Raw genomic sequence first — 13348 nt, 5'->3', positions numbered from 1 at the left:
AGTGATGATCACACGAAGAAGAGGTGTAGACCGTGATATAAGCACAGGGTTCGTTTATCGCTAATTTGTGCCATCGTTGCTCGAACCACCCCCCATAAAGCCGACCTCAGCACGTCTTTCTAAGCCCTCTACATCGGGTTTTCTTCGGGGGCGAGTGGTTGTATCCCCCCGACTGTAGAAGAAAATTAACACACCCATGCCGATTAACGCAGCAATTCCAATGTACATTTCCAATTAAAATACCCCTTTCCTTTTTATTACTATACAAGGTGTGCAAGCACTTGTCGACATTCTTGTATTAAATTTAATTTATACCGATCAATTTTGTAACAATGGGAGAACGTTAGGATGGGGATATGAATGGTGTATTCAGTTTTTTCTTGATTGACTGACCAATGATGACCAAGGGAGTAATAAGAACATTTTTTATAAAACAAGCCAAAAAATAATTGCTGTATTTTTTAATAAATAAAGAAAATTTAAAAAATATAACTGATTAATGCATTGCTTTAAGTAACCCGGATCAACGGTTGATCATATCGTGAAAAATTTTATGTTTATTTATTAATTTTCCATTGATGTTATTCAGTTGACACAAAGAATTCCGTTGAGTATGATAATTCAGCTGTAAAATTTTTTTCGAAAGGGAAGAAATATAAAATGAAAAATAGGTTGATATGTGTAGGGATGATTTGTGTGTTCATGTTGTTTGCGTGGGGTGTAGTGCCTCCTACAGCCTCTGCCAATTCATTGGTTTCGAGTGATCAATTGGAGTTTGCTTTTCAAGGGATCTCGATAGGAGATTCAGCAACGGATGTTACTTCAACGCTTGGTGAACCACAACGAACAACCGTGAGTCGGTATGGGTTTGAGTGGAGAACTTATCATAATAATTATAATGACTTTGTCATGGTTGGCATTGATGATCAAGATAAAGTAGTCGGACTTTATAGTAATTCTACCAATTGGACTTCCAAAAGTGGCATTCATGTGGGCTCATCGCAAACCGAAGTGAGAGAGGCCTTTGGTACACCCCTTACGTATATTTTTAAATCGGGTACAAATTATAAAATCGATGATTGTACAAAATGTGATGTTTATCAATTGGAAAACAGTTATGCGACCGTGTTCTATGACCAATATCAAGATTACCAAGTCACATCGACTCTCTTAATTGACTATGATGTCGAGCAAGCTTTTCGGTGGTACGATGCTCTGAATGTTCCTAATTTAGAGGAGAGTCTGAGGGTCCAGAATTTTGATTTAGTAAATGCCGTTCGTGTCCGCGAAGGATTAACCCCTTATATCTGGGATGATAAAATTGCAGGAACTGCTCAAGATCATAGTGAGGACATGGCAACAAACAATTTCTATAGTCATGTCAATAAAAATGGAGAAGGCGTTGCCGATCGAGTAAAGCAGGACGGCATAAGTTTTAAAGTGGTAGGTGAAAACATCGCCATGCTTCCCAGAAGTGCTATTTATGTCCACGAAGGGTGGATGAACTCTTCAGGGCATCGGTCTAATATTTTAGGTTCCTATCAATATATCGGCGTTGGGGTCGCCGCCAATAGGGGGGGGAATCTATACTGGACACAGGATTTCTACACCTCTCCATGATCAAGGATGTTTAAAAAATAGAAATCAGAGCATGAGGAAAGCACCGGAATAAGGGGGCTTTCTCTTATCATAAAAGAGGATGTTAGAAGGACAGCAGGATAGCGACCCGAAATTATTCTCGGGTCGCTATCCTTTATGGTTACAACATAAATATTTCCTCGCATCGTACACGAATCCATCGTTTGAAAATGGATGAGATATTTCGATTTCGCTGCTTGGGAAACAACCCGTCGTGTGTATTTCCTAGATAAGATTAAACATGATTACCGATCATGAACTTCACAATTCCAAGAACAACACCATGCAATTATTGCCCCTTCTTTAGCACAAGGCTTGTGTTGATGCCCCCAAAGCCGAAGGAATTGCTAAGTGCAATGGTTGAGTTGCAAGGAATCGTTGTTCTACTAAAAGCGAAATCGTCTTGAATGGGGTGTGCGAGATTGGGATTGGGATGGATAAATCCCTCATTTAATTGGAGCAAGGTTGCTACTGCTTCTACCACACCTGCAGCGGATAAGCTATGTCCGGTTAATTCTTTCGTAGAATTTATTGCAATCTTAGGTACATGCTCCCCAAATACTCTCCGAATAGCTTGAAGCTCTGTCTGATCGCCGAGGGGGGTGGAGGTACCATGTGTATTGATATACTCCACATCGCTAGGTGAGAGATTGGCTTCTTGTAAAGCCGCTTCCATCACGGCCATTTCTCCCTCTTCACTGGGGTTAGTTGAACGATTGCCATCCAGTAATGCCGAACCTCCTAATACCTCCCCCAACACATGGGCTTGCCGTTCCCTTGCAGTCATAGCAGATTCAAGGATGAGGCAGGCAGCCGCATGACCATAGATAAATCCTTCATGATCGCGATCAAAAGGGCGACATGCAGCATGGGGCTCATTTGCATATTTTTTGCCGCCCATTGCCCCGAGGTTATAAAAACTCATTAACTCAATCGGTGATAGATCGGTCAGAGTACCTATCACCATACATGCATCGACAACGCCTAGTTGGATGAGTTGCTTCCCTTTGATAATGGCCATATTTCCACTAGCAGATGCACTGCCTACGCTAAACCCTTCCCCATGAATATGAAATAATTCACTGAGTGTACCTACATGATCGGTATCAAAAAAGCGAGAAATATAGCTTGGCGTCACATACCCAGGAGACTGTTGAAATCGAGGATATTGAGCGAACTGCAAGTGTGGAGATCCATTGCTTCCAGCGACGATCAGTCCGATACGGTTACGAGGGAACGAGTGTGTATCGAGCTTCGACATGTGCCATGCGTGCATTCCTACTGCAATGGAAGCTTGTACAGAGTAGGGCGCGCGACGTGCACTTTTCGTTACGTTGGCTTGCCATTCTTCTGACAAAGTTCCTAGTGATTCAAGAGCATGAGTGAGTGAAAAATCGGGGATATCGGCTACCAATTTGATGGGTAATCCTAAAAAACCATCTTCATGGCCATGGATACCACTCACCCCATCGCGTAGAGCTTGGGCGAAGGAGGTGATCCCATGGCCGATGGAACTTACAATTCCCATTCCGGTCACGGTTACTCGATGTAGGGATTGAGAATTATGATTGTTGAGCATGTAGGACATCGACCAACTCTTTAAGATTAGAGACCTGACTAAATTGTACGAGGGGGATATTTACGTTCAGTTTTTCCATAGTATCGACAATGATGTCCATCCGATCAATTGAATTAGCACCTAGATTTATCATGCTATTGTCTAACGTTATGTGTTCTGGATTTAGATCAGGTAGAATTTCTAAAATATTCCCCTTCAATGTTTCGAAAATTTGGTTTTTATTCATGATGATCCTCTTTTCTATTAAAAATCTACTTAACATCGTTCAATATCCCTAATCAAAAAATGTTTATAATGTTTATACAATGTTTAGATGATTATTGGAAATTAAAAAGACCCTGCTGGTTTTTTCTCATACGAAACTTAACAAAGTATTCTCTACTTAATTGAAAATAGATATTGTTCCTAAATAAGACGTGAAGAGGGCAACCTGGGGATGTTCGATATTGGTGTCCTGGATAAACCTTGACATGGGGGGGAGCAACACTTTTTATTTTTTGAAAGCTGTCATACATGGTATGAGCATCGCTTGCAGTTGGACATATACCACATCCTTCAATAAAAAGGGTATCTCCCGTGAACAAACTATCTGCAAGAAGAAAACACGCACTGCCAGCAGTGTGACCGGGTGTTAATAAGCAAGTGATTCGAGTTTGACCAAGGTGAAGAATATCGAGATCGGTAAACGGATGTAAAGAAGGGCAAGTAAATTGATAGGTTTCTATTTCCTTGAGTGACATGTATACGTGGGTTTGATAGCGTTCCGCTAGAGGATGAACCAATTGAACATGGTCAATATGGGAATGTGTTAACAAAATAATTTGCACGTCCACTTTTAATTGGTTGATGAGAGTGGTGATCGTCCCGAATTCCCATGCAGGATCCACCAGTGCAGCCTGACGAGTCACTTTGTCAACAATGAGATAGGTAAAATTGTGGTGAACTTTGATTGGATAGACCTCGTAACTAATACGCACACCTCCCACTCTATCAAAATCAATATATAATTAATTAATACTTATTAAAAAATAATCCCTTAAATAGGCGTGATCCGGTTGGAAGCGGGAGGCAGTGTGTGATCGCGAAAGTGGGAGCATATCGATTAACACGCCAACACGGCTTCATCAATTATAAATAAGCATTCACTCTTTTTACATTTGTTTTAAATTTGTTGCAAAATAGAAAATACGGAATGAAATGTGTTATGATAATAATGCTTATATTTCAAGGTTCTACTGGTACCTGTCTAAAACCTATATAACATCGTGATTGACCCCCTTTACTATTTTTCAATAGCTTTGAAATAAGTCAACTCCGGATTTTGTCCTAATTATACCAAAAGTGTTTCTGCAAATCATCCCTATAAAAATGTACTATAGATACTCCTGGTGCTATATTAGAATCTGTTTTTTTAACCTTCAACACACTTGTTAGAGAAATTGAAAGTGCTCTTGTATAAGGACTTCCTTACAGGGAATACATTTCTTAGCGCCATGGATTGGAAACAATGATTCCACCTTACTTTTAAGGAACTAACCGTACGTGAAAAAGTAGGGGGTTTTTGTTGATTTTAATTACTATTCCTTCTGAGTCAATCGATGGATTTCACATATCCTCTTAAAATGCGGATTCTATCAATTCTATCTGCATAGGTTTTTGCTCCTTTATTTACTTACAAAGCTTGGCCATTCATTAAAGGAGATGAATTCGAATGAATTGGTATGCGCTTTTTGTTGAGTTAGGAAAAGAGGAAGTCGTGAAAAAAAAATTGGATTACTATTTTGATCCAGAAACTCTCTATTCTTTTATCCCAAAGCGAAAGATTCTGGAGAGGAAGAACGGACATACATCGTATGTAATCAAAAAAATGTTTCCTAGTTATGTACTGATTCGAACAAAAATGCGCACAGAAATCTTTCATGTATTACAGGAAATTGAGGAAGTGCATCGGTTGTTAAATACGGGGGCGTATTTTTCAAAAGATACCGGTGTTTTTTTTTCTAAGATTGATGATGAGGAAATGAGAGTGATTACAAAATTAGCGGCTAATAATGGTATCGTTGATTCTTCGAAAATTTATATTGAAGGCTCCGGGGTCCACGTTGAATCGGGTCCATTAAAGGGACTTGAAAATTCGATAAAAAAGATAGATCGACGTAAAAAACGCGCCAAAATAAAAGTGAACTTCATGGGAAAAGAAAGTACTTTCGATGTCAGTGTGGAAATATCGAAATGTAAAAAGCAGTAATAGGGCAAATGGATGTGTAGACGAATGGGTCCTTGATGGACCGAATAATCGAAAAATGTAAGAAGGGGAGAGGGGGGCAATAAACTTTACGCTTGTTTAAGCGGTGGATGAGGTGAGGAAAATGGTTAGGGTCCATGTTAATGAAACCTCATTCCGAAGAAATTCGCTTCTGTTGGTTCTTTTAAAGCGAAGCATCTTCTTACATCTTTTCCGTTGGTATGACTGTACTTTCGTACATCCACCTCCGATTTCTATATGATAATTGCACTGATCTGCAGTAAAATGGTAATGAAAGTGAGTATATATTACAGTAATAAAAAATATTTATAGTTAATTAATAAATTTGAATTTATCTTTTTTTGAATATAGAAAATCCATCTTGTTTGTGTTTTTTTGTTTCATTTTCCAATAGAAGAAGTAGATTACACAGCATAAAATATTTTCAAATTTTATTTATTGACATTTGTTGTCGTTTCATGCATATTAATATCATAAGAACCAAAAAGAAATTTAATCACTGTAGAAATTCAATCGATGTTTCGGCACGTTGGATAAATCTGCAGTGTACATAGTATTTTGTGACTTTCTGTGCATTTTGCAATACGGATAGCTTTCCGATATAGAGTGAAGCTATCTATTTTAAATATGTCCAATTACAATATTTTAATTATTTAGATAATTTATATAATTAAAATATTGTAATTGGAACTTTTTTTATTGATGTCCAGATACTCATTCCAAATGATTTCTTTATGTACTTCTTTTGGGAGGGAAGAGGTTTGCACGATTGTTGGAAGTTGATGTATAACATTCCCTTATTACAATGGAGGTTACCACGATGAGTGTAAATATTTCGCCGATTTATCTAAAAGATATGACTGATTTGCAATCCAAACGTGATCAATGGGAGCCCTATGCTTGGTTTCATAAGATGAGGAATGAATCGCCTGTGTTTTATGATGCAAATCAGGATGTATGGAATGTTTTTAGATATCAAGATGTTAAGCGTGTTCTGAGCAATTATGAGCTCTTTACTAGCAAACGGACGAGGAGTTTCTTCCCGGTTGCTCATACCACGGAAAACAGAAGTACTGTAAATTTTTCTGATCCGCCGGTACATACTCACCGTCGTGGCTTTTTATCAAAGGCGTTTAGCGCGAAGAACATCTCCAATTGGGAGAGTCGAATAAAAAAAGTGATCGATGAAATTATGACGCCGATTCGAGACCAAGATCAATTTGATATGGTAGAAGATTTTGCTATTCCACTTCCAATTATCGTGATGGCAGAATTATTAGGAGTTCCCTCACGTGATCGTGAGTTGTTTAAAAGATGGTCAACTACAATGTTTCTTCCTCACGATAAAGAGAAGCAAAGTGAGATCATGCAACAAAAACAGCAATGCCTAAAAGAATTTGCTCAGTATATGATCCCAATTGTTCAAGAAAAACGAAAGAACCCAACAAATGATATTATCTCTGATTTAATCGTTACTGAATGCGATGGAGAGCATTTAAATGATCAAGAAGTATTATCGAGCTCGATGGCGCTATTAGGGGGTGGATTTGAGCAGACGACCAATTTGATAGCGAATTCCTTCTACTGTTTTCTAATTGATCAAAAGGGGATCTATCCAAAGCTACGGGAAGAACCTAATCTGATTCCTCTTGCAATGGAAGAGGTTTTAAGGTATCGCTTTCCGGTTTGTTTGGATCGTCAAGTTGCGCAGGATACGAATGTGTTTGGTCATGAAATGAAAAAAGGGCAAATGGTTGTCGCGTGGGTGAGTGCAGCAAATCGTGATGAGCAAGAATTCCCTCATGCTGAGGAGTTTGATATTCATAGAACCGAGAACAAGAAGCATCTTTCCTTTGGTGCGGGGGCGCATTTTTGTCCTGGGTCAGCGCTTGCACGTCTGAAGGTGAGAGTTGCTTTAACGACAGTGATCGAACACTTTGCAGATATTCGACTTCCAGATTCTTTTTGTTTGGAAGATCACCTGATTGAGTCGGTGCTTGGTCAATCGCTGAAGAGCTTACCGGTGATTGTTCAAATGGATTAGGCTGAAGGATAGTGGGGTGATTTGAATGGGAAGCAAGTCAACCGTGTTCTTATTTTCAGGACAAGGTTCGCAGTACTATCAGATGGGTCAGCAGCTTTTTGAACAAAATGAAAATTTTCGTTCATGGATGGTTACACTGGATCAAGTCGCACAAAGGATACTTAACGAATCGATCCTGAACAAGATTTATGATGATAAAGAAAAAGGGTTAGCATTTGACCGCACGTTGTATACTCACCCTGCAATTTTTATGGTTGAGTATGCCTTGGCTCGTACGTTAATAACAGAGGGTATCATGCCTGATGTCGTTCTCGGATGCAGTCTGGGTGAATTTGCTGCAGCGACTATAGCGGGTGTTATCCATATGGAAGAAGCGCTTGAGTTGGTGATCCATCAAGCGCTTCTTTTCGAAAGAAAATGTGAGCCAGGCAGTATGCTTGCGGTTTTGCATGAAATCCCACTCTTACATGAGATTCAAGCAAAGTACCCGATGATCGAACCGGTCGCTGTAAACTACGATGCTCATTTTGTTGTATCCGGTAGTAAAGGGGATATTCATGCGCTGTATACCGATCTGAAAAATAAAAACATTTTATGTGATCCATTACCTGTATCCTTTGCTTTTCATTCCTCGTTAATTAATGAAATAGCGAATGATTACAAAAAAATGTTGCAGAAAAAAAATTTTCTCTCTCCGAATATCCCTATGATGTCCTCGGTTGATGGGAATTTTGTAAATAAGTTGTCAGATGATTATTTCTGGCAGGTAGTTAGAAAGCCCATCCAATTTGCAAAAGCGCTACAACCATTGGATAGGGTGTCTCATCGCCATTATATTGATTGTGGACCGGGGGGGACCCTCGCAAATTTTACTCGTCGAAATATCAAGTCCGATGCCACCTGTCATGCAATTGTAACCCCCTTCAATCAGGAGATTAACAATCTATCACGGATCAGTGAGTGGTATGCTTCGATCAATCTTTGATATGCAAATGAATCATATGAGGTCAAGAATGACCGGAAGGGAATCATATGAAAATACAAGAGCAATTAAAGCGTAGTGCTGGTGCCTGGTTGTTATCTGCTGGGTTATTTTTGCTTTTGGCCCAGGCCATTTTATATGTTGCCATGGATACAAGTAGCATCGCTTCTACAGTGCAGAGCCCATTTAATGTGTATTATAATATGCTGAATTTATTTGGCTATATTTCCCTGTTGGTGGGTTTACAAGGGTGGGCACTACAATCTCGTTTTGGTGTAGGTAAGTTTGCGATGGTTCGATGGCTGATCACGATGGTGGGTACGCTTTTGGTATTTGGTGATGTATGGTTTGAATCCTTCGCAGTACCTTCCACTGTAAAAACAGCACCTGAGCTATTAAATGTGAAACCGGGTGTCACCTTAATTACTGGAATGCTGATTACTGCGCTTTTCTTCTCGCTAGGGTGGTTAATGATTGCCTTGCATGCGATTATTAAAAAGGGTTTACCACTATGGTGTGGCATTCTCCTTGCAGTAGGTTCATTATGTAGTTTCTTCCCATTGATCGCGCTGCATATCGTGCCGTTTGCTATTTCGATCGTGATTATTGGGTGGAAGTTGTATGGTGATCGGGAGCAAAGTGTTTCATCAAAAGGGAATGAGTTAAGCATGTGAAGCAAAGAGTGTGGTCAGGATGCTAACAAATGGATCGATCGGGCGCTAGGATTTCCCTTACATGGTTGTCCTGTCAACTTTGTTGTTATATAAATGGAACGGCTATATACAGAAGTGAACCAGTAGAAGAGGAGCCAGATCATTACTAAAGTGGTTCAATGATCGCTCCTTATCTTAGCTTCAAGTCAATAAACACTTTTTGACTCAGCATCTATCTTAGAAGGGAGTGAACTCATTTGAGTGTATATGTCTTCCCAGGACAAGGCTCACAAGCAAAGGGAATGGGTGGTACTTTATTTGATGAGTTTCAAGATTTTACTCAAAAAGCGGATCAAATTTTAGGATACTCGATTAAGAAATTGTGCTTAGAAGATCCGGAACACCAATTGGGTCAAACCCAATATACTCAGCCAGCGTTATTTGTTGTGAATGCACTTAGCTATTTAAAAAAATTGCAGGAAAGTGGCAAGCCAAATTATGTAGCGGGTCATAGTTTAGGAGAATACAATGCGCTGTTTGCAGCGGGAGCGTTTGATTTTGAAACAGGATTACAATTGGTCAAAAAAAGAGGGGAACTGATGAGTAAAGCTGCGGGAGGTGGAATGGCCGCAGTAATTGGGTTTAATGCAGAAGAAGTACAACGTGTTTTAGTCGATTATCAAATAACAGGGATCGATATCGCGAATGATAATGCACCGACTCAAATAGTGATTGCAGGTCTAAAAGAGGATATCGCTTCTGCACAGGAGACCTTTGAAAAAGCCGGTGTCAAAATGTATATCCCTTTAAATGTTAGTGGGGCTTTTCATTCTCGGTATATGGTAGAAGCGCAAAAAGAATTTATTGAATTCATAAAAGATTATCACTTTTCTAAACTTAATATTCCGACGATATCGAATGTTGAAGCCATGCCCTATGAACAGGCCAGTGTGACCCGTAATTTAACAAAACAAATCACCCATCAAGTAAAGTGGACCGATACGATCCGATATATGATGGGTCTAGATGAAAATGAGATTGAGGAGATTGGTCCTGGTGACGTACTCACAAGGTTAGTTGCGCAAATTAAAAGAAAAGCAACTCCACTGGTTATCCCTCCACGGGTTTCTCAAGCCACTACGACAGTGAGAACGAGACCGCTCGTCGAATCGAACGCAAAAAAATCCAATGGAATCACCGCCCATACACTGGGTAGTGAGGAATTTAAGAGTGATTATGGACTTCAATATGCGTATGTAAGTGGTGCGATGTATCGGGGAATTGCATCGGAGCAAATCGTAGTAAGAATGGGCAAGTCAGGACTGATGGGCTTTTATGGAACGGGAGGACTATCGTTAGATAATATCGAGCAAGCCATCCTTCATATTCAATCGCAACTGAATAATGGAGAGGCTTATGGAATGAATCTGTTGCACAATCCGATTCATCCCAAAATGGAAGAGGATACGGTTGCCTTGTATCTTCGATATGGGATACGGAATGTTGAGGCTTCCGCCTATATGAGTATGACTCCTGCTCTCGTGATCTATCGAGCAAAGGGTCTGAGAAAAGAAAGAGATGGTCGGGTAGTGGCTGATCATCGGATTATCGCGAAGCTTTCCAGACCGGAAGTAGCCGAGGCTTTTCTAAGCCCTGCTCCGGCCTATATCGTAGAGAAGTTAGTTGCAGAGGGAAAGATTTCGTCAACAGAGGCGGTCCTGTTGAGAAGCGTGCCGATGGCGGATGATGTGACCGTAGAGGCGGATTCTGGTGGCCACACGGATCTTGGTGTGGCTTATACGTTGATGCCTGCGATGATCCACCTTCGTGATGAGATGATGAAAAAGTATAACTACTCCAAAAGGATTCGAGTGGGTGCAGCGGGTGGAATTGGAACGCCGGCTGCAGCTTCAGCTGCTTTTATTCTAGGGGCGGATTACATTGTTACGGGTTCGATTAATCAATGTACTGTGGAAGCCGGCACAAGTGATGCTGTAAAAGATTTGTTGCAGCAAGCCAATGTACAGGATACGGAATATGCGCCAGCAGGGGATATGTTTGAAATGGGTGCGAAGGTTCAAGTATTAAAGAAGGGATTGTTTTTCCCAGCTCGAGCAAATAAACTGTATGATCTCTATCGAAATAATCTTTCAATTGATGATATTGATCATAAAACAAGGAAAATGATAGAGGAAAAATATTTCCGCCGATCCTTTGATGACATTTACAACGAGATTAAAGAAACATGTCCCAGTCATGAAATTGAGAAAGCAGAAAGAAATCCAAAGCATAAAATGGCGCTAATTTTTCGGTGGTACTTTGGCTATACCACTCGTCTAGCATTAGGGGGGGAACGTGATCAACAGGTAGATTTTCAAATACACTGTGGACCAGCGATAGGCTCCTTTAATCGATGGGTGAGAGGAACGGAGTTAGAAGATTGGCGGAAGCGTCACGTGGATGAGATCGGGATTAAGCTAATCAGTGAGACTGCCGAGTTATTAAATGATCGGTATGGTTTATTAACTACGTAATTTATGGGAGAGAATCAATCGATGAGAATAGAAATTATAAAGCATCTACCCAAGAATGATTCGTTCTTGCCCCCGTTGTTATTTGTCCATGGAGCGTCCCATGGAGCTTGGTGCTGGGAGGAGAACTTTCTTCCCTTTTTTGCAGCGCAAGGCTTTCCAGCTTATGCGCTTAGTTTCCGTGGGCATGGAGAGAGTGAAGGCAGGGACCAATTAAATGAATTTTCGGTTGATGATTACATTGAAGATGTCTTGCAGGTACTGGAGGAATTGAATGAGCCACCGATCTTAATTGGACATTCATTAGGTGGAGCGGTTGTGCAGAAGGTGATGCAAACGAAAGGGGACTTATTGAGAGCCGTTGTACTCATGGCATCTTCCCCGCCAATTGGCATGATGAAGGAATGGGCGAAAATCGTGTTGACCCGATTTAGAAGTGTATATCAGATGAACTTGTTCAATAAGGGGAAAACTCAAGAATTTCCGATGGATCTTTTATTTCCACCAGATTTACCTGAGGAAATGAAGAAGCGGTATGCAAAGTTATTGCAACCGGAATCATATAAGGCTGCTGAAGATATGATCCGCCTAAATATTGAAGAGGATTCCATTCGCAGGGATATCCCGATCATGGTAATGGGTTCTAAAGATGATCGTTTTTTCTCCTATAAAATCGCGTTAAAAGTAGCAAAGTACTACCATGTTGATCCGATCATACTCAGTGGTGTGTGCCACGATATGATGCTGGACCCCCATTGGAAGTCGGTTGCTGAGCCGATGCTTAGTTTCTTTCATGAGAACGTACCTTCATATGTATAGGAGCGTAAAACTATGACGCAAACAGGTTCTTATCACGTGGAAACCATTGCGAGCAACATGGAAGCTGAGATCGAACGTTTAAAATCACAAGTAGATCTGTTTTGGGATAAAGAAGGAAAACATTATATCGAATATGGTTTGAAGGATGGGATGTCCGTGATCGAGTTAGGGTCTGGACCTGGATATCTTCTTGAAAAACTTCTAGTCACTTTCCCACACATTCACGTGACGGGCTTGGAAATTGACCCGATTTTGTTCAACTATGCAAATGCCAATGTGGCAAGTCATGAGGCGGATCGATGCCAAATGGTTGAAGGGTCCATTATGGATACGAAACTGAATGAGGGCTCCTTTGATTTTGCGATTACAAGGCTCGTATTAGAGCATTTACCTGATCCCATCGGAGCAATAAAGGAAGTTTTTCGAATATTGAAACCCGGTGGGAAAGCGGTTTTTATCGACAATGATTTTGAAATGCACATCATGACCCATCCACATATTTTTGAGCTGAGGGCTCTTTATGATGCTTATTGTGAATCACGTTATGCAGAAGGGGGAAACCCAAAAATCGGAAGGGAATTGCCTCGCTTATTAAAGCAGGGTGGCTTCTCAAAAATCGATTTTGAGGTCATTAGTGCCCATAGTGATATTGTTGGGGATGAAAAGTTTTTTAAGTCCGAAGGAATTGGAATTCCGTCAAAGTTAGTGCAGGATGGTTTCTTACCCAGTAAGGTGCTCGGGGAAATCTCTATGAAATGGAGAAATATGATTCGAAAGGATGATCATTCAATGGTTCGACAGCTCTATATGGCCTCCGGAGAAAAACCGCAGTAAAG

The 13348-nt window shown here is 40.4% G+C and carries 12 protein-coding genes; 8 read left to right on the top strand and 4 right to left on the bottom strand.

Annotation, left to right across the window (positions count from 1 at the left end; genetic code table 11):
* Nucleotides 1-60: 60 nt before the first annotated feature.
* The gene (locus CHX35_RS17390) at nt 61-234 is read right to left on the bottom strand and encodes a hypothetical protein (protein WP_176391846.1); all 174 of its coding nucleotides are present in this window, start codon (nt 232-234) and stop codon (nt 61-63) included.
* 468 nt (nt 235-702) lie between these two features.
* Between CHX35_RS17390 and CHX35_RS02980 the strand changes: the two genes are divergently transcribed.
* Nucleotides 703-1620 carry a CAP domain-containing protein gene (locus tag CHX35_RS02980; protein WP_176391845.1) on the top strand — a complete coding sequence of 306 codons (918 nt, stop codon included), beginning with the start codon at nt 703-705 and terminating at the stop codon, nt 1618-1620.
* 307 nt (nt 1621-1927) lie between these two features.
* On the opposite strand, the gene CHX35_RS02975 is transcribed toward CHX35_RS02980, so the two are convergent.
* From CHX35_RS02975 to CHX35_RS02965, 3 genes are all read right to left on the bottom strand, one after another.
* Nucleotides 1928-3226, bottom strand: a complete 1299-nt coding sequence (locus tag CHX35_RS02975) for a beta-ketoacyl synthase N-terminal-like domain-containing protein (RefSeq protein ID WP_091833700.1) — start codon at nt 3224-3226, stop codon at nt 1928-1930.
* Complete coding sequence (locus CHX35_RS02970; RefSeq protein WP_091833697.1) at nt 3201-3443, bottom strand: acyl carrier protein; 243 nt, start codon at nt 3441-3443, stop codon at nt 3201-3203. Before CHX35_RS02970 ends, CHX35_RS02975 begins: the two co-directional genes overlap by 26 nt.
* A 91-nt stretch (nt 3444-3534) precedes the next feature.
* The gene (locus CHX35_RS02965) at nt 3535-4194 is read right to left on the bottom strand and encodes an MBL fold metallo-hydrolase (RefSeq protein WP_091833694.1); all 660 of its coding nucleotides are present in this window, start codon (nt 4192-4194) and stop codon (nt 3535-3537) included.
* A gap of 734 nt (nt 4195-4928) precedes the next feature.
* Here CHX35_RS02965 and loaP point away from each other — a divergent pair.
* From loaP to CHX35_RS02930, 7 genes are all read left to right on the top strand, one after another.
* Nucleotides 4929-5465, top strand: a complete 537-nt coding sequence (loaP, locus tag CHX35_RS02960) for an antiterminator LoaP (RefSeq protein ID WP_091833691.1) — start codon at nt 4929-4931, stop codon at nt 5463-5465.
* Nucleotides 5466-6303: 838 nt separating this feature from the next.
* A complete protein-coding gene (locus CHX35_RS02955) occupies nt 6304-7527 on the top strand; it encodes a cytochrome P450 (protein ID WP_091833688.1) in 1224 nt (407 codons plus the stop codon).
* Nucleotides 7528-7552: 25 nt separating this feature from the next.
* On the top strand, nt 7553-8512 hold the full coding sequence (locus CHX35_RS02950; RefSeq protein ID WP_091833685.1) for an acyltransferase domain-containing protein: 960 nt from the start codon (nt 7553-7555) through the stop codon (nt 8510-8512).
* Nucleotides 8513-8559: 47 nt separating this feature from the next.
* Entirely contained in the window at nt 8560-9183 is a 624-nt protein-coding gene (locus CHX35_RS02945) for a hypothetical protein (RefSeq protein ID WP_091833682.1), read from the top strand.
* Nucleotides 9184-9419: 236 nt separating this feature from the next.
* Nucleotides 9420-11696 carry an ACP S-malonyltransferase gene (gene fabD / locus CHX35_RS02940; protein ID WP_091833679.1) on the top strand — a complete coding sequence of 759 codons (2277 nt, stop codon included), beginning with the start codon at nt 9420-9422 and terminating at the stop codon, nt 11694-11696.
* Between the two features lie 21 nt (nt 11697-11717).
* Nucleotides 11718-12512 (top strand): alpha/beta hydrolase, encoded by a 795-nt coding sequence (locus CHX35_RS02935; RefSeq protein WP_176391844.1) that lies wholly within the window; start codon nt 11718-11720, stop codon nt 12510-12512.
* A 12-nt stretch (nt 12513-12524) separates the two neighbouring features.
* Entirely contained in the window at nt 12525-13346 is an 822-nt protein-coding gene (locus CHX35_RS02930; RefSeq protein WP_091833673.1) for a class I SAM-dependent methyltransferase, read from the top strand.
* Nucleotides 13347-13348: the final 2 nt, after the last annotated feature.

It is taken from the genome of Marininema halotolerans, assembly GCF_900116235.1.
In the GTDB taxonomy this organism is placed as follows: Bacteria; Bacillota; Bacilli; order Thermoactinomycetales; family DSM-45169; genus Marininema; species Marininema halotolerans.
Note: the sequence above shows the minus strand (reverse complement) of the source record. Positions and strands in the feature narration are given on the sequence as shown.